The sequence below is a fragment of the Mycobacterium sp. NGS50 genome (genome assembly GCF_059812545.1).
The window spans coordinates 1-16,591 of the sequence record NZ_JCALCW010000005.1 but is presented as its reverse complement, the minus strand read 5'-3'; the positions used below and the strand labels follow the sequence as shown (position 1 = coordinate 16,591).

The following is a 16,591-nucleotide window of genomic DNA, read 5'->3' as shown; positions in this document are numbered from 1 at the left end:
AGAATCACACCATGATTCTGGTCGGGGCGATTCCGCTCGGGGCAGATGCGTGACCGATCCCATTGACCTGTCCGGCTTTTCCGGCTGGGTCACCTTTGCGCAGCTGCCGATCGCCGAGGTACCGACGGGTCCCGGTGTGTATGTCGTCGCGCGACCAAGCGATGCGAACCCCATCTTCCTCGACGTTTCTCCCGCTGGGTATTTCAAAGGCAAACACCCGACGGTTCCGGTGACACAGCTGAATGAGCTGTGGGTACCGGGCGCCCGGATCGTCTATATCGGCAAGGCAAATCTGGGCGGCACCGGCCGACGTGGGCTGCGCAAGCGGCTCGACGAGTTTCGGCGGTTCGGTGCCGGCGAACCAGTTGGACACTCTGGCGGCAGGCGAATCTGGCAGTTGGCCGATCACCGCGACCTCTTGATCGGCTGGTATGTGACCGATGACATCGATGCCAGCAGGACGGAGACCGAACTGATTGCGCAGTTCCGTGCGCACTACGGATCTCTGCCATTCGCCAACATGCGCGGCTAACGAACACCGCCTCACCTACGTATCCGCAGGTGAGGCGGTGTGTCTGGTCGGGGTGGCTGACGGGGCTCGAACCCGCGACATCCAGGATCACAACCTGGTGCTCTACCAACTGAACTACAGCCACCATCGCCGCGAGCCGCAAACCGACGCACAGCGACGTCGATACTAGCCGCTTGGGTGCTCGGCGGCCGAATCGCTTTCCTCCGGCGCGGCGTCCGGGGGACCCAGTTCCGCCGCGATCGCGGCGATGTCGCTGGTAGACGGGCCGGGCTGGGGGACGAACGCGGTACCGCGGTAGTACTTGAGCTCGCGGATGGACTCGTGAATATCGGCCAGGGCGCGGTGCGCTAGACCCTTCTCGGGCTGGCCGAAGTAGATCCGCGGATACCAACGCCGACACAGCTCTTTGATCGAGCTGACGTCGACCATCCGGTAGTGCAGGAAGGCGTCCAGGGCCGGCATGTCACGGGCGATGAAGCCCCGGTCGGTGGCGATCGAGTTGCCGGCCAGCGGCACCACCTTGGCCTGCTTGACGTGGCTGCGGACGTAGTCCAGGACGGTTGCCTCGGCGGCGGCGACGTCGACGGTCGACGCCCGCACCTCCTCGATCAGCCCCGAGCGGGTGTGCATCGCGGTGACGATGTCGATCATCGAGTCCAGGGCGGCGTCGTCGGCGTGGATCACCACGTCGACGCCGTCGCCGAGAATGTTCAGGTCAGAGTCGGTGACCAGGGCCGCGATCTCGATCAGTTTGTCCGAGCCCAGGTCCAGCCCGGTCATCTCGCAGTCGATCCAGACCAGTTCGTCTCGTGCAGCGCTCACAGTTAGCCCACGTTAGCTGCTGGCCGAGCCGCCGCGCCCTCGTGGTGGCCCCAAGGCAAGTAATGTCGTGGGTTGTGACTTCCTCCGCTGACCCGGCGTCGACTCCCGCACAGCAGATCGCGGGCGGCTACGCCGTTGCAGGCCAGGCCCTCGAGCTGGGCACCGTCGTGGTGGACGGCAGCGTCGATCCGACCGCCCAGATCCGCATCCCGCTGGCCACCATCAACCGGCACGGTCTGGTCGCCGGCGCGACCGGCACCGGCAAGACCAAGACGTTGCAGGTGATCGCCGAGCAGCTGGCCGCGGCCGGGGTCCCGGTGCTGATGGCCGACGTCAAAGGCGACCTGTCCGGGCTGGCCCGGGCCGGGGAGGCCGGCGGAAAGGCCGCCGAGCGGGCCACCGACACCGGCGACGACTGGACGCCCACCGCTTTCCCAGTGGAGTTCTTGTCGCTGGGAGCCGACGGAATCGGGGTGCCGGTCCGGGCCACCATTTCCAGCTTCGGTCCGATCCTGCTGTCAAAGGTGTTGGGGCTCAACGCCACCCAAGAATCCACCCTCGGGCTGATCTTCCACTGGGCGGACCAGCAGGGTCTGGCGCTGCTGGACCTGAAAGACCTGCGGTCGGTGATCACCCACCTCACCAGCCCGGAGGGCAAGGCCGAGCTCAAGTCGATCGGTGGTGTCTCGCCGGCGACCGCGGGTGTCATCCTGCGCGCGCTGATCAACCTGGAGGCCGAGGGCGCCGACACGTTCTTCGGCGAGCCGGAGCTGGACCCCAAGGACCTGATCCGGCTCGACGAGAAGGGCCGCGGCATCATCACGCTGCTGGAACTCGGCGATCAGGCCGCACGCCCGGTGCTGTTCTCGACGTTCTTGATGTGGGTGCTGGCCGATCTGTTCACCCTGTTGCCCGAGGTCGGCGACGTGGACAAGCCCAAGCTGGTGTTCTTCTTCGACGAAGCTCACCTGCTGTTCACCGACGCCTCCAAGGCGTTCCTCGAACAGGTCCAGCAGACCGTGAAGCTGATCCGTTCCAAGGGTGTCGGGGTGTTCTTCTGCACCCAGTTGCCGACCGACGTACCCAACGAGGTGCTGTCGCAGCTGGGTGCCCGCATTCAGCACGCCATCCGCGCGTTCACTCCCGACGATCAGAAGGCGCTCACCAAGACGGTGCGCACCTACCCGAAGACCGCGGTCTACGACCTGGAGTCGGCGCTGACCTCGCTGGGTATCGGGGAGGCCGTCGTCACGGTGCTTTCCGAGCGCGGCGCACCGACGCCGGTGGCCTGGACCCGGCTGCGGGCGCCGCGGTCGTTGATGGCGGCCATCGGTTCGGACGCGATCACCGCATCGGCCAAAGCCAGCCCGCTGTACGCCCAATACGGTCAGACCATCGACCGCGAGTCGGCCTACGAGATCCTGTCCGCCAAGCTCGCGCCGGCCGACGCGCCGCCGGCGCCGCGGACCGGCAAGGATGCGCCGCCGCCGGCCGCCGAACCCAAGAAGCTGCGTTGGTGGACGCGATTGGGCCGCTGGTTCAAGGGGATCTTCACCAGTTCCACCGCCAAGAGCTTCGCGCGCTCGGCGGGCACCGCGATGGGCCGCGAAATCACCCGCGGCATGATGGGCACCGGTCGCCGCCGGCGCTGAGTCCGGTCTGCCGAATGTCGGGTTATGTCACGCATTCGACGCGCGAGCGTACACTAACCCGACACTCGGCGCGAAGGGCCTTAGCCGCCGCCCAGCTTCTTGTAGACCACGCCCACAATCGGGGTGACGATCGCACGCGGCGTGTAGCCCGCCGCGACCGACATCGCCTTGGATGTCACCCCGGGCACGACACGCATCTTGTTGCGGCCCAACCCATCCAGCGACAGCTTCGCCGTGTGTTGCGTCGAGATCCACAGGAAGTCCGGGATCAGCTTGTCGATCAGCGAGGCCTCGGCGGGATCGGGCGCGTCGGCGCGCACCGGGCCGGGCGCCAGCAGCGTGACGTGCACCCCGGTGCCGCGCAGTTCGCCGCGCAGCGATTCGCTGAAGGTGTTCACGAATGCCTTGGTGGAGGCGTAGGTGGCGTTGTTGGGAATCGGTGAGTTCCCGGCGGCCGAGCCGGAAATCAGGATGCCACCGGCGCCGCGTGCGATCATGCCCGGCAGCACCGCCAGCGCCAGATCGTGCACGGCGTTGACGTTGAGCTGAACCTGGGCGCGCTCGACCTCTGCATCGAGTTCTGCCACCGGGCCGAAGGTGCCGGTGCCGGCGTTGGCGCACAGAATCGAGACGTTGCGCCCGGCCAACTCCTCGACCAGTGGGCCGCGCGCTACCGGGTCGGCCAGGTCGACCGCGCGCACCTCGACGGTCACCTGGTACTTCTCGGTCAACCGTGCGGCCAGGTTGGTGAGCACCTCTTCGCGCCGCGCGGTGACGATCAGGTGGTGGCCGCGGGCGGCCAACTCGGTCGCCAGCGCCTCACCGATGCCCTGGGAGGCTCCGGTGACGACGGCACGGGCATCGGGGCTGGGAGCGGGGATCGGCATGGCGCAATCGTAGAGTGCCAGCCATGAGTGACGCGGGGTCGGGTTCGCGCACTTTTCTGCGTTCACCGGCGCTGGCGTGGGCATTGTGGGACTGCGGTGCGGCCGGCCTTGGCGCCGTGGTGGTGACGTTCGTGTTCTCGGTGTACCTGACGTCGGTGGGCCGGGGCATGCCCGGCGGCGCGTCGGCGGCCAGTTGGTTGGGCCGCGCCCTGGCGGTCGCCGGATTCACCGTCGCGGTGCTGGCACCGCTGATCGGGGAGTGGGTGGCGGCACCGTCGCGCCGACGGCTGGCGTTGGCCACCTTCACCGGTCTGGCGGTGGTGCTGACCTGCGCGATGAGCCTGATCCGCGACCAGCCGAGCTACCTGTGGGCGGGGCTGGCGCTGTTGGCGGCGACCGCGGCCTGCGGTGATCTGGCCACCGTCCCCTACAACGCGATGCTGCGGCAGGTTTCGACGCCGGCCAACGCCGGGCGGGTCTCCGGGTTCGGCTATGCATCCGGCTACGCGGGCAACGTGGCGTTGCTGCTGCTGGTCTACCTGGGCTTCATGGCCGGAACCGGGGCGCAGCGCGGATTCCTCGACCTGCCCACCCACGAAGGGCTCAACGTGCGGCTTTCGATGCTGCTGACCGCGGCCTGGCTGACGTTGTTCGCGCTGCCGCTGCTGCTGATCGCGCATCGGCTGCCGGCACCCGCTCACGAGCTGCGCCCGCGGGGCGGCTACCGGCAGCTGTGGGCGGACATCACCGCCGAATGGCGCCGCGACCGCAACCTGGTCTACTACCTGCTGGCCAGCGCCGTCTTCCGGGACGGGCTGACCGGGGTATTCACCTTCGGTGCGGTGCTCGGCGTCACTGTCTACGGGGTCGCCAAGGCCGATGTGCTGATCTTCGGGATGGCCGCCTGCGTGGTTGCCGCGCTCGGCGCGGTGGCAGGCGGCCTGCTCGATCACCGCATCGGGTCCAAGCCCGTGATCGTCGGGTCGCTGACGGCGATCCTGTCGGCCGGACTCGTCCTGCTGACGCTGCACGGTCCGACCGCATTCTGGGTGTGCGGCCTGGTGCTGTGCCTGTTCATCGGCCCGGCGCAGTCCTCGGCGCGCACCCTGGTGCTGCAGATGGTGCCCGACGGCAAGGAAGGCGTGGCCTTCGGCCTGTACACCATGACCGGACGCGCGGTGTCATTCCTGGCGCCGTGGCTGTTCTCGCTGTTCGTCGACGTGTTCCACGCCGACCGTGCCGGCATGGGCGGGTTGTGCACGGTACTGGCGCTGGGCTTGGCGGCGATGCTGGCGGTCCGCGTTCCGCCGCGCCGAGCATCCCGTCCGGACCGGTAGCGTTTCAACCGTGATCGGTCTCAGGTGGATGATGCTCGGGCTGTGCCCGCTGCTGGCCACCGCCTGCGGCACCGTCGTGGCCGGCACCCCACACGCCGAGCAGCGCAGCGACCCGTCGCGCGGCGTCCTGCGGCCGGCGCAACTCGAGGACCTGCTGACGCCATCGGGGTCGCTGGAGGTGACTCCGGGCAGCCCGCTGGTCGAGACCGACATGCAGGCGGCGATGTTCATCGGCGCCGACCCGGCCGCCTGTCACGGGGTAGCGGCGTTCGGCAGGTTCCCGCTTCTCCCGACGGACTACACCGGGCGTGAAGCCCGCACCCAGGTCGACCACGCCAACGAGCACCACCTGTTGGAGGTCGCGGCCAGCTACCCGGACTCCTTCGACGCGGCCGCGTTTCTGACGTCGGTGCGCGGCACGGTCACCGGCTGCCAGCGCCCGGTGCGCGCCTGGGGCGATGACCGCAAGCGGTACACGGTGGACCCGTCACCGCTGGTGGCCGCCGCACCGGAGGTGGCCCGCTGGTCGACGACCCTGAGCGGTGACCGGTGGATCTGCGATTTCTCCGTCATCGCGATCGCGAACGTGATCTCGGAAATCGTCACCTGTTCGCCGGATCGGAGCATCGACAACGCCGCGCTGAGCACCGCCCGGATTGAGAAGATCGGGCAGTTGCTGCACTCCACCGCCTAGGGCGGCTACCCGTTCGAGGTGCAGACCGTCAGCATCGACCCGGTGCGCTGAGCCACCTGCTCGCCGTTCACCGTGACGGTGCAGGTGATCTCCTCGCCGAAGTTCGCGACCGTCAAGGTGGCCGGCGTCGATGAGGACAGGGTGACTTCTTTGCTCCACGGCAACGGAACGTTGAACGCGGTCTGCACCACGCCGTCGGATTCGGTGTACATGATGCTGATCGCCTTGCCGGTCCCGGTGACGTTGTAGGCGACCGTCTCCTCGGTGCCCGGTTCGCTGCTGGCGCTCGGCGAGGTGCTGGTCGTCGACGGCGTGCTCGACGGCCGTTTCGTCGTCGTCGGAACGCGGGTGGTGGTGCCGCCCGCCCTGGTGCTGGGCGCCGCGGAAACGGTTGGGCCGCTGGCGGTCTTGTCGCTCGAACCGTTGGCGAGGAACAACGCGATGACCATGCCCACCACCAACAGGACCGCTACAGCGGCCAGAACCCACAGCCATTTCGGTGATTTCGGCGGCTCCGGCGGAGGCGGTTCGCTGCCGGTCGACGGGGGCTCCATCCCGGACGGCGAGCCGTAGCCGGACCCGTATGGCTGTTGATACCCGGAGCCGTACCCCGGACCTTGGCTCGCATACGCCGGATCGGGGTACTGGTATGTCGGCGGCTCGGAGTCCGGGCCTTCCCAGCCCGACCGCCCGGGTTCATACGGATTGCTCATGCCCACCTCATGAGTTGCAGGGTACCTGCGTGCCGGACGGGTTGGGATCGTCTCGGTGCACCGTCAGCGCGGCAACGGTCATCGCCCGCATGATCGCCCGCGAACGGGTGGTTTCCGTCGGCCTGCCTTCGGCGGCCTTCACACTGTGCGGCGTCGAGTTCAGCAGCCCGAACACCGCGTGCGCCATCAGCCGGGCGTCGGTCTCGGCGAGCCCGGAGTTCCGCTCGCGCAGCACGCCCACCCAGATCTCCACGTACTGGCGTTGCGCGCGGCGTACCTGCCGCAGCGCCGCGGCGGGCAGATGCGCCAGGTCGCGGTCCTGGATGCGGATCAGATCCGGCTCGCCCAACACGAAGTCGAGGTGAAAGTCGATCAGACCGCCCAGCACGGCATCCGGTTCGGATTGGCGTGACCGCACATCGCGCGCGCCGGTGAACAACCGGGTGCTGATCCCGACCAGCAACTCGACCAGGAGCGATTCCTTGTTGGGGAAATGGCGGTAGATCGCCGGACCGCTGACACCGGCCGCCGCCCCGATGTCCTCGAGTCGCACCGCCAGGAACCCGCGCTCGGCGAAAAGCCTTTCGGCGGCCGACAACAGCTGGGTTCGGCGGTCTGATTTCAGCTGACTGCGACGGCTCGGGGTTTCCGCGTCGCCACTGCGGTCCGCTGGGGCAGACGTCGCCATAACGTCTCCTAGACAGTTCGGTTAATCGTTACTAACCTAACATGGGTTAGTCGTGATTAACCCGAGCGGGAGTGAAGTGGCTGCGGATTCTTACGCCCGCGGGGAGTTCGACCCTCCGCTGCTGGAGACGACGATCGGCGCCAATCTGGCCGCTACCGTCGCGCGGGTCCCGAACTGTGATGCGCTGGTCGATGTCGCGGCGGGCCGGCGATGGACCTACGCGGAGCTGGCGGTCTCCGTGCAGCAGCTGGCGACCGGATTGCTGCATGCGGGAATCGGTCCGGGCGATCGTCTGGCCATCTGGTCGCCGAATTGCGTGGAATGGGTGCTGGTGCAGTACGCCGCCGCCGAAGTCGGGGCGCTGCTGGTCAACCTCAACCCCGCCTACCGCGCCCACGAACTGCAGTTCGCGCTGCAGCAGTCCACCCCGGCGATGGTGATCGCGGCCCCCAGCTTCAAAACCTCCGATTACGCCGCAATGTTGGCCGAGGTGGCGCCGCAGTGCCCGGACCTGCGTGAGGTGGTGCTGTTGGACAGCGCGCGCTGGGATGCGTTGGCCGGCACACCCGCCGACCCGCCCGCGCTCGCGGCGATCGCGGCGACGCTGAGCGCTCGCGACCCGATCAACATCCAGTACACCTCGGGTACGACCGGCCATCCCAAGGGCGCCACCCTGACACACCGCAACATCCTCAACAACGGCTACCTGGTGGGGGAGCTGCTGGGATACACCGAGGCGGACCGGATCTGCATCCCGGTGCCCTTCTATCACTGCTTCGGGATGGTGATGGGAAACCTCGCCGCCACCAGCCACGGCGCCGCCATGGTGATCCCGGGACCCGGCTTCGATCCGGTGGCCACGCTGGGCGCCGTGCGCGACGAGGCCTGCACCAGCCTGTACGGGGTGCCCACCATGTTCATCGCCGAGCTGGAGGCCCCGGAGTTCGCCGAGTTCGACCTGAGCAGTCTGCGCACCGGGATCATGGCGGGTTCGACCTGCCCGGAGACGGTGATGCGGGCGGTGATCGAGCGGATGCACATGGCCGGGGTGGCCATCTGCTACGGAATGACCGAGACATCGCCGGTATCCACCCAGACCCGCGCCGGCGACTCGCTGGCGCGCCGGGTGGGCACCGTGGGCCGGGTGGGGCCACAGCTGGAGATCAAGGTGATCGACCCGGCCACCGGCGCGACCGTGCCGCGGGAGGCGACCGGGGAACTGTGCACCCGCGGTTACTCGGTGATGTCGGGGTACTGGAACCAGCCGGACAAAACCGCTGAAGTCCTCGACGCCGACGGCTGGATGCACACCGGGGATCTCGCGGTGATGGACGACGACGGCTACGTCCGGATCACCGGGCGGATCAAGGACATGGTCATCCGCGGCGGGGAGAACGTCTACCCGCGGGAGATCGAGGAGTTCCTCTACGGCCATCCCGACATCGTCGATGTTCAGGTCATCGGGGTCCCCGATAAAACGTACGGCGAAGAGCTGATGGCGGTGATCACCCTGCGTGACGGCGCGGTGCCGCTGACCATCGAGGCGCTGCGTGAGTTCTGCAGCGGGCGCATCGCGCATTTCAAGATCCCGCGGTACCTGCGCATCGTCGACGAGTTCCCGATGACGGTCACCGGCAAGGTCCGCAAGGACGTCATGCGCAGTCAGGCGATCGAGCATTTGGATGGCGGCTGACAGCGGCGGGCGAGAATGGTATTCTCTCACCTCAGTTAATCGATATTAACTGAAAACCGAGGAGGCTCGAGTGGCGATGGACAAGGTCGTGGCGACGGCGGCAGAGGCCGTGGCCGACGTGACCGACGGGTCGTCGCTGGCGGTCGGAGGGTTCGGGCTGTGCGGGATTCCCGAAACGCTGATCGAGGCGCTGCTCGAGTTGGGCGTACGTGATCTGGAGACCGTCTCCAACAACTGCGGCGTCGATGGAATCGGGCTGGGCGTATTGCTGCAGCAGGGGCGCATCCGGCGCACCGTCAGCTCCTACGTCGGCGAGAACAAGGAATTCGCTCGTCAGTTCCTCGGTGGTGAACTCGAGGTCGAGCTCACCCCGCAGGGCACCCTGGCCGAGCGGTTGCGCGCCGGTGGGGCCGGGATCCCGGCGTTCTACACCCCCAGCGGCGTGGGCACCCAGGTCGCCGACGGCGGGCTGCCGTGGCGCTACGGCCCGTCCGGCGACATCGCCGTCGCGTCCCCGCCCAAGGAGACCCGCGAATTCGACGGCCGCACTTACGTTCTGGAGCGGGCCATCCGCACCGATTTCGCGCTGGTGCACGCCTGGAAGGGCGACCGGCACGGAAATCTGGTCTACCGCGCGGCAGCCGCGAACTTCAACCCGGACTGCGCCGCGGCGGGCCGGATCACCATCGCGGAGGTCGAGCATCTGGTCGAGCCCGGCGAGATCGACCCCGCGCAGGTGCACACGCCGGGCATCCACGTGCATCGGGTGGTGCACGTGCCCGACGCGGTCAAGCGAATCGAGAAGGAGACGGTGCGATGAGCCCCGGCGGTTGGAGTCGCGATGAGCTGGCCGCCCGGGTGGCCGCCGAGTTGCAGGACGGTCAGTACGTCAACCTCGGCATCGGGCTGCCCACCCTGATCCCCAACCACATCCCCGAGGGTGTGACGGTGGTCCTGCATTCCGAAAACGGAATCCTCGGCGTCGGCCCCTACCCGCAACGTGACGCCATCGACGCCGACCTGATCAACGCCGGAAAAGAAACGGTGACCACATTGGCGGGGGCGTCGTTCTTCTCGTCGTCGGCATCGTTCGGCGTTATCCGCGGCGGACACCTGGACGTCGCGGTGCTGGGCGCCATGCAGGTCTCGGCTGTCGGTGATCTGGCGAACTGGATGATCCCCGGCAAGATGATCAAGGGCATGGGCGGCGCGATGGACCTCGTGCACGGAGCACGTCGGGTGATCGTGATGATGGAACACACCGCCAAGGACGGCACCGCCAAGATCGTCGAGACCTGCACCCTGCCGCTGACCGGGGCACGCTGCGTCAACCGCATCATCACCGACCTGGCCGTCATCGACGTCACCGACGAGGGGCTGCGCCTGGTGGAAACCGCGCCCGGCGTCACCACCGACGAGGTCGTCGCCAAAACCGAGCCGCCGCTGCTGCTTCCGGTTGCATCGTGAGCGCTCCGACCGCGGCGACCTTCGCCGACGAACACACCCGCCTGGTGGCCGAACTGCACACCAAGCTGGCCGCTGCCGCACGCGGCGGCAACGACCGCGCCCGGCAACGGCACGTCGACCGCGGCAAGCTGCTGCCCCGCGACCGGGTGGACCGGCTGCTGGATCCCGGTAGTGCGTTCTTGGAGCTGTCTCCACTGGCCGCCGACGGCATGTACGACGACGAATGCCCGGGCGCCAGCATCATCACCGGGATCGGGCGGGTATCGGGTCGCGAATGCGTGATCGTGGCCAACGACGCCACCGTCAAAGGCGGTACCTATTACCCGATGACGGTGAAAAAGCACCTGCGCGCCCAGGAAGTGGCGCTGGGCAACCGGCTGCCGTGTCTGTATCTGGTCGACTCCGGCGGCGCGTTCCTGCCCCGCCAGGACGAGGTGTTCCCCGACCGGGAACATTTCGGCCGGATCTTCTACAACCAGGCGACGATGAGCGCCCAGGGCATCCCGCAGATCGCGGCGGTGCTCGGATCCTGCACGGCCGGTGGTGCCTACGTGCCGGCGATGAGCGATGAAGCCGTCATCGTCCGCGATCAGGGCACCATCTTTCTGGGTGGCCCGCCGCTGGTCAAAGCCGCCACCGGGGAGATCGTCACCGCCGAGGAACTCGGTGGCGGGGAACTGCACTCGCGCATCTCCGGGGTCACCGACCACCTCGCCGACGACGACGAACACGCGCTGCGGATCGTGCGGCGCATCGTGTCCAGCTTCGGCCCGCGCCAACCCAGCCCGTGGGAGATCACCCGCACCGTCGACCCCAAGTACCCCCAGACCGACCTCTACGCGGTGGTGCCACCGGACCCACGAGTTCCCTACGACGTTCACGAGGTGATCACCCGCCTGGTCGACGGCAGCGAATTCGCGGAGTTCAAAGCCGAATACGGCAAGACGCTGGTGACCGGGTTCGCCCGCATCCACGGCCACCCGGTTGGCATCATCGCCAACAACGGCGTCCTGTTCGGCGAATCCGCCGTCAAGGGAGCGCACTTCATCGAACTGTGCGACAAGCGCAATACGCCGCTGCTGTTCTTGCAGAACATCGCCGGGTTCATGGTGGGCCGCGATTACGAGGCCGGCGGCATCGCCAAGCACGGCGCCAAGATGGTCACCGCGGTGGCCTGCGCGCGGGTGCCGAAACTGACCGTGGTGATCGGCGGGTCCTACGGCGCCGGGAACTATTCGATGTGCGGGCGGGCGTATTCGCCGCGGTTCTTGTGGATGTGGCCCAACGCGCGGATCTCGGTGATGGGCGGCGAGCAGGCCGCCTCGGTGCTGGCGACCGTGCGCGGCGAACAGCTCGAGGCGGCAGGCAAACCGTGGAGCGCCGACGACGAAGAAACCTTCAAGAGTCCGATCCGGGATCAGTATGAGGCGCAGGGTAATCCGTACTACTCGACGGCGCGGCTCTGGGATGACGGCATCATCGACCCGGCCGAGACCAGAACGGTCCTGGGTCTGGCGCTGGCGGTGTGCGCGAACGCACCGCTGGAGCCGATTTCCTACGGCGTATTCCGGATGTGAGCGGCATGTTCAATACCGTGCTGGTGGCCAATCGCGGCGAGATCGCGGTGCGGGTGATCCGTACCCTGCGTCGGCTGGGGATCCGATCGGTCGCGGTGTACAGCGACGCCGACGCCGGCGCTCACCATGTGCGTGAGGCCGACACCGCGGTGCGCCTGGGTGCGGCGCCGGCGCGGGACAGTTACCTCGACGCGGACAAGGTGCTGGCGGCCGCCGCGGCCACCGGCGCCCAGGCGATTCACCCCGGATACGGGTTCCTTTCGGAGAACGCCGCTTTCGCGGCGGCCTGTGAGCGCGCCGGTGTCGTGTTCGTGGGGCCGCCGGCGCGGGCCATCGAGGTGATGGGCGACAAGATCGCCGCCAAGAACGCCGTCTCCGCCTTTGACGTACCGGTCGTGCCGGGCCTGGCCCGACCCGGCCTGAGCGATGACGAACTGGTCGGGGCCGCGGACGACGTCGGCTATCCGGTGCTGGTGAAGCCGTCGGCGGGCGGCGGCGGCAAGGGCATGCACATGGTCGACGATCCGGCCCGGCTGCGCGACGCGCTGGTGACCGCGCGCCGCGAGGCGGCGTCGGCGTTCGGCGACGACACCCTATTCCTGGAGCGGTTCGTGCTGCGCCCCAGGCACATCGAGGTGCAGATCCTGGCCGACACCCAGGGCAACGTGGTGCACCTGGGTGAGCGGGAATGCAGCCTGCAGCGCCGCCACCAGAAGGTCATCGAGGAAGCACCGTCACCGCTGCTGGACCCGCAGACGCGGGCACGGATCGGCGCCGCGGCCTGCGATACCGCCCGCAGCGTCGACTACGTCGGCGCCGGCACCGTCGAGTTCATCGTCTCCGCCGAGCGCCCCGACGAGTTCTTCTTCATGGAGATGAACACCCGGCTGCAGGTGGAACACCCGGTCACCGAGGCGATCACCGGCCTGGACCTGGTGGAGTGGCAACTGCGGGTGGCCGCCGGAGAGAAGCTCACGCTGGCGCAGGACGACATCGAGCTGCACGGACACGCCATCGAAGCCCGCATCTACGCCGAGGACCCGGCGCGTGAATTCCTGCCCACCGGCGGGACGGTGCTCGACCTGTCCGAACCCGACGGGCCCGGTGTGCGGGTGGATTCCTCGCTGCAGCCGGGCACGGTGGTGGGCAGCGACTACGACCCGATGCTTTCCAAGGTGATCGCTCATGGCGGCGACCGCGCGGAAGCCCTGGTGCGTTTGGATCAGGCGTTGGCGCGCACCGCGGTGCTGGGGGTGCAGACCAACATCGAGTTCCTGCGCTTCCTGCTGGCCGACCAGCGGGTGATCGATGGCGACCTAGACACCGCGCTGCTCGACCACCGGGTGGCGGATTTCGCGCCGATGCCCGCGCCTGACGATGTGCTGGCCGCGGCCGGGCTGTACCGCCAGTGCGCGCTGGCATCCCAGGCCCGCCGCACCCGGGGCGGTCTGTGGGCCGCACCGAGCGGATGGCGGATGGGGGGCGGCGCACCGGTCCGCACCGAGATGCAGACCCCGCTGCGCGCGGAGACCGTGTCGGTGTGGGGGTTGGCGGCGTCGGCCCGCGTGCAGGTCGGTGACGGCGAGATCTGGAGCGCGCAAGCCGAACTGAGCCAGGGTGCGCTGACGGTGACCGTGGACGGGGTGCGGCGACGGTACGGTGTGGCCGAGGCGAACAGCCAACTGTGGATCACCGACGAACGGGGCACCTGGCACATTCGGGAGGCCGATGAAGTCAGGGTGCACCGGACCACAGGCCCCCGTCAGGCCGAGATCCTCAGCCCGATGCCGGGCAGCGTCATCGCGGTGCACGTCACCAGCGGCGATCAGGTCAGTGAAGGGGCCGCCGTCGTGGTGGTCGAGGCGATGAAGATGGAACACACGCTGAGCGCGCCGATCTCGGGCCGCGCGGACGTGCTGGTGTCGGTCGGCGATCAGGTCGCCGTCGATCAGGTGCTGGCCCGGCTGGTTCCCGAGCAACAGGAGGAGAAGTCATGACAACGACGATGACGGCCGGTGTGCTGCCGAAGGAATACCAGGAACTGCGCGACACGGTGGCCGACTTCGCGCGCACTGTGGTCGCGCCGGTGTCCGCCAAACACGATGAGGAACACAGCTTCCCCTACGAGGTGATCGCCAAGATGGGGGAGATGGGCCTGTTCGGCCTGCCGTTCCCCGAGCAGTACGGCGGCATGGGCGGCGACTACTTCGCGCTGGCGCTCGCGTTGGAGGAACTCGGCAAGGTCGACCAGTCGGTCGCGATGACCCTGGAGGCCGGGGTCGGCTTGGGTGCCATGCCGATCTACCGGTTCGGCAACGAGGAACAAAAGCAGACCTGGCTGCCGGATCTGGTTGCCGGTCGCGCGCTGGCCGGCTTCGGGCTGACCGAGCCGGGCGCGGGCTCCGATGCCGGGGGCACCCGCACCACCGCGCGCCTCGACGGCGATTCCTGGGTGATCAACGGGACCAAGCAGTTCATCACCAACTCCGGCACCGACATCACCTCGCTGGTGACCGTCACCGCCGTCACCGGAACCCGGCCGGACGGGAAGAAAGAGATCTCCACGATCATCGTCCCCGCCGGCACACCGGGTTTCACCGTGGAGCCGGCCTACAACAAGGTGGGCTGGAACGCCTCGGACACCCACCCGCTGTCGTTTGACGACGCCCGCGTCCCGCACGGCAATCTGCTCGGTGAACAAGGCCGGGGTTACGCGAATTTCCTGTCCATCCTCGACGAGGGCCGGATCGCGATCGCCGCGGTGGCCACCGGGGTGGCGCAGGGCTGCGTCGACGAAAGCGTCAAGTACGCCGGCGAGCGGGAGTCGTTCGGCCAGACCATCGGCTCCTATCAGGCCATCAGCTTCAAGATCGCCCGGATGGAGGCGCGCGCTCACGTCGCGCGCACCGCCTACTACGACGCCGCCGCGAAGATGTTGGCGGGCAAGCCGTTCAAGAAGGAGGCGGCGATCGCCAAGATGATCTCCTCGGAGGCGGCGATGGACAACGCCCGCGACGCCACCCAGATCCACGGCGGCTACGGGTTCATCAACGAATACCCGGTGGCCCGCCATTATCGGGATTCCAAGATCCTCGAGATCGGCGAGGGCACAACCGAAGTACAGCTGATGCTGATCGCGCGATCGCTGGGCCTGGCATGAGTAGGACCGTTGACCCGGAACCCTGCGACGCGTCGTCGGCGTGTCGCGTCGCGGAATTCCGTCTCGACGGGGGGAGTGGGCATGAGTAAGACCGTCGAGCAGCGCGGGCTGTGGTTCGAGGAGTACGAGATCGGAACCACCTACGCGCACCGGCCCGGACGCACCCTGACCGAAGCCGACAACGTGCTGTTCACCACGCTGACGATGAACACCCAATCGTTGCATCTGGATGCGGCGTGGGCGGCAGAGCAGCCCGGGTTTCGCGGTGAGCGGCTGGTGAACTCGATGCTGACGCTGTCCACCCTGGTCGGGCTGTCGGTCGCGCAGCTGACCCTGGGCACCATCGTGGCCAACCTGGGCTTCTCCGAGGTGAGCTTCCCCAAACCGGTGTTTCACGGCGACACCCTGTACGCCGAGACGGTGTGCACCGACAAGCGGGAGTCCAAGAGCCGTCCCGGGGAGGGCATCGTCACCCTCGAGCACCTCGGACGCAATCAGCACGGCGACGTGGTGGCCCGCGCGGTGCGCACCACCCTGGTCCGCAAGAACCCGACCGGGGCCGGCGCATGAATCTGGCTGCCGCGGGCCCGGCCTGGCTGTTCTGCCCGGCCGATCGCCCGGAACGCTTCGCCAAGGCTGCTGCCGCCGCCGACGTGGTGATCCTGGATCTGGAGGACGGCGTCGCCGCCGCGGATCGGCCGGCGGCGCGGCAGGCGCTGCTGGACACTCCGCTGGATCCGGCACGCACCGTGGTGCGGGTCAACCCGGCCGGCACCGACGACCAGGCCCGTGACCTGCAAGCGCTGGCCGGCACCGCCTACACCACGGTGATGCTGGCCAAGACCGAGTCGGCGGTGCAGGTCACCGCGCTGGCGCCGCGCGCGGTGATCGCGTTGATCGAGACGCCGCGCGCGGCGGTATTCGTCACCGAGATCGCCGCTGCCGACAACACCGTCGCGCTGATGTGGGGCGCCGAGGACCTGGTCGCCGCCCTCGGCGGCGGGTCCAGTCGGCGCGCCGACGGCGGGTATCGCGACGTGGCCCGGCATGTGCGCTCCACCGCGCTGCTGGCGGCATCCACGTTCGGGCGGGCCGCGCTGGATGCCGTGCACCTGGATATCGGCGACCTGGCGGGGCTGGAGGCCGAGGCCCTCGACGGTGCCGCGGTCGGCTTCGACGCCACCGTGTGCATCCATCCGACCCAGATCCCGGTGGTACGCAACGCCTACCGCCCGGTGCCGGACAAGGTCGACTGGGCGCGCCGGGTGCTGGAGGCCGCGAAGACCGAGCGCGGCGTGTTCGCGTTCGAAGGCCAGATGGTGGACTCCCCGGTGCTGCGGCACGCCGAGGCCATTCTGCGGCGCGCGGA

Annotated in this window: 15 protein-coding genes, 1 tRNA gene and 1 pseudogene; 12 read left to right on the top strand and 5 right to left on the bottom strand. The window is 68.3% G+C overall.

Going from position 1 to position 16,591, the window contains the following annotated elements; genetic code table 11:
• The first annotated feature begins 49 nt into the window (after nt 1–49).
• Nucleotides 50–532, top strand: a complete 483-nt coding sequence (locus AC5Y36_RS05045) for a hypothetical protein (protein WP_500039767.1) — start codon at nt 50–52, stop codon at nt 530–532.
• 51 nt (nt 533–583) lie between these two features.
• Here the strand turns inward: AC5Y36_RS05045 and AC5Y36_RS05040 are convergent.
• Both AC5Y36_RS05040 and orn read right to left on the bottom strand, forming a co-directional pair.
• A tRNA-His gene (locus AC5Y36_RS05040) sits at nt 584–656 on the bottom strand.
• Between the two features lie 41 nt (nt 657–697).
• Entirely contained in the window at nt 698–1,354 is a 657-nt protein-coding gene (orn, locus tag AC5Y36_RS05035) for an oligoribonuclease (protein ID WP_500039766.1), read from the bottom strand.
• A gap of 74 nt (nt 1,355–1,428) precedes the next feature.
• Between orn and AC5Y36_RS05030 the strand changes: the two genes are divergently transcribed.
• Nucleotides 1,429–3,006, top strand: coding sequence for a helicase HerA-like domain-containing protein (locus tag AC5Y36_RS05030; RefSeq protein WP_500039765.1), 1,578 nt, complete (start codon nt 1,429–1,431; stop codon nt 3,004–3,006).
• Nucleotides 3,007–3,086: 80 nt separating this feature from the next.
• Here AC5Y36_RS05030 and cmrA read toward each other — a convergent pair whose 3' ends face one another.
• The gene (cmrA, locus tag AC5Y36_RS05025; protein WP_500039764.1) at nt 3,087–3,893 is read right to left on the bottom strand and encodes a mycolate reductase; all 807 of its coding nucleotides are present in this window, start codon (nt 3,891–3,893) and stop codon (nt 3,087–3,089) included.
• Nucleotides 3,894–3,916: 23 nt separating this feature from the next.
• Between cmrA and AC5Y36_RS05020 the strand changes: the two genes are divergently transcribed.
• Nucleotides 3,917–5,230: an MFS transporter gene (locus AC5Y36_RS05020; RefSeq protein ID WP_500039763.1), complete on the top strand. Its 1,314-nt coding sequence runs from the start codon at nt 3,917–3,919 to the stop codon at nt 5,228–5,230.
• A 10-nt stretch (nt 5,231–5,240) separates the two neighbouring features.
• Nucleotides 5,241–5,924, top strand: a complete 684-nt coding sequence (locus AC5Y36_RS05015; protein ID WP_500039762.1) for a sensor domain-containing protein — start codon at nt 5,241–5,243, stop codon at nt 5,922–5,924.
• Between the two features lie 5 nt (nt 5,925–5,929).
• Here AC5Y36_RS05015 and AC5Y36_RS05010 read toward each other — a convergent pair whose 3' ends face one another.
• A complete protein-coding gene (locus AC5Y36_RS05010; RefSeq protein ID WP_500039761.1) occupies nt 5,930–6,637 on the bottom strand; it encodes an MmpS family transport accessory protein in 708 nt (235 codons plus the stop codon).
• Nucleotides 6,638–6,644: 7 nt separating this feature from the next.
• Complete coding sequence (locus AC5Y36_RS05005) at nt 6,645–7,325, bottom strand: SACE_7040 family transcriptional regulator (protein ID WP_500039760.1); 681 nt, start codon at nt 7,323–7,325, stop codon at nt 6,645–6,647.
• Nucleotides 7,326–7,401: 76 nt separating this feature from the next.
• Here AC5Y36_RS05005 and AC5Y36_RS05000 point away from each other — a divergent pair, with 76 nt between their 5' ends.
• The 8 genes and pseudogenes from AC5Y36_RS05000 to AC5Y36_RS04965 all read left to right on the top strand — a co-directional run.
• Complete coding sequence (locus AC5Y36_RS05000; protein WP_500039759.1) at nt 7,402–9,018, top strand: AMP-binding protein; 1,617 nt, start codon at nt 7,402–7,404, stop codon at nt 9,016–9,018.
• A gap of 76 nt (nt 9,019–9,094) precedes the next feature.
• Entirely contained in the window at nt 9,095–9,838 is a 744-nt protein-coding gene (locus AC5Y36_RS04995) for a CoA transferase subunit A (protein WP_500039949.1), read from the top strand.
• On the top strand, nt 9,835–10,485 hold the full coding sequence (locus tag AC5Y36_RS04990) for a 3-oxoacid CoA-transferase subunit B (RefSeq protein ID WP_500039758.1): 651 nt from the start codon (nt 9,835–9,837) through the stop codon (nt 10,483–10,485). Before AC5Y36_RS04995 ends, AC5Y36_RS04990 begins: the two co-directional genes overlap by 4 nt.
• Nucleotides 10,479–12,062: a carboxyl transferase domain-containing protein gene (locus AC5Y36_RS04985; protein WP_500039948.1), complete on the top strand. Its 1,584-nt coding sequence runs from the start codon at nt 10,479–10,481 to the stop codon at nt 12,060–12,062. The genes AC5Y36_RS04990 and AC5Y36_RS04985 overlap by 7 nt, the downstream gene beginning before the upstream one ends.
• Before the next feature lie 5 nt (nt 12,063–12,067).
• On the top strand, nt 12,068–14,059 hold the full coding sequence (locus AC5Y36_RS04980) for an acetyl/propionyl/methylcrotonyl-CoA carboxylase subunit alpha (protein WP_500039757.1): 1,992 nt from the start codon (nt 12,068–12,070) through the stop codon (nt 14,057–14,059).
• On the top strand, nt 14,056–15,222 hold the full coding sequence (locus tag AC5Y36_RS04975; protein ID WP_500039756.1) for an acyl-CoA dehydrogenase family protein: 1,167 nt from the start codon (nt 14,056–14,058) through the stop codon (nt 15,220–15,222). The genes AC5Y36_RS04980 and AC5Y36_RS04975 overlap by 4 nt, the downstream gene beginning before the upstream one ends.
• Nucleotides 15,219–15,792 (top strand): annotated as a pseudogene (locus AC5Y36_RS04970) (MaoC family dehydratase). The gene AC5Y36_RS04975 and the pseudogene AC5Y36_RS04970 overlap by 4 nt, the downstream one beginning before the upstream one ends.
• Nucleotides 15,789–16,591: HpcH/HpaI aldolase/citrate lyase family protein (locus AC5Y36_RS04965; protein WP_500039755.1), on the top strand; the 803-nt coding region annotated here is incomplete at its 3' end. The pseudogene AC5Y36_RS04970 and the gene AC5Y36_RS04965, both read left to right, overlap by 4 nt.

Bases quoted from the DNA above. Each gene is read 5' to 3' on its own strand.
- AC5Y36_RS04995 (WP_500039949.1), top strand. From the start codon at position 9,095: ATGGACAAGGTCGTGGCGACGGCGGCAGAGGCCGTGGCCGACGTGACC.
- AC5Y36_RS04990 (WP_500039758.1), top strand. From the start codon at position 9,835: ATGAGCCCCGGCGGTTGGAGTCGCGATGAGCTGGCCGCCCGGGTGGCC.
- AC5Y36_RS05020 (WP_500039763.1), top strand. From the start codon at position 3,917: ATGAGTGACGCGGGGTCGGGTTCGCGCACTTTTCTGCGTTCACCGGCG.
- AC5Y36_RS04980 (WP_500039757.1), top strand. From the start codon at position 12,068: ATGTTCAATACCGTGCTGGTGGCCAATCGCGGCGAGATCGCGGTGCGG.
- cmrA (WP_500039764.1), bottom strand. From the start codon at position 3,893: ATGCCGATCCCCGCTCCCAGCCCCGATGCCCGTGCCGTCGTCACCGGA.
- AC5Y36_RS05005 (WP_500039760.1), bottom strand. From the start codon at position 7,325: ATGGCGACGTCTGCCCCAGCGGACCGCAGTGGCGACGCGGAAACCCCG.
- AC5Y36_RS05010 (WP_500039761.1), bottom strand. From the start codon at position 6,637: ATGAGCAATCCGTATGAACCCGGGCGGTCGGGCTGGGAAGGCCCGGAC.
- AC5Y36_RS04975 (WP_500039756.1), top strand. From the start codon at position 14,056: ATGACAACGACGATGACGGCCGGTGTGCTGCCGAAGGAATACCAGGAA.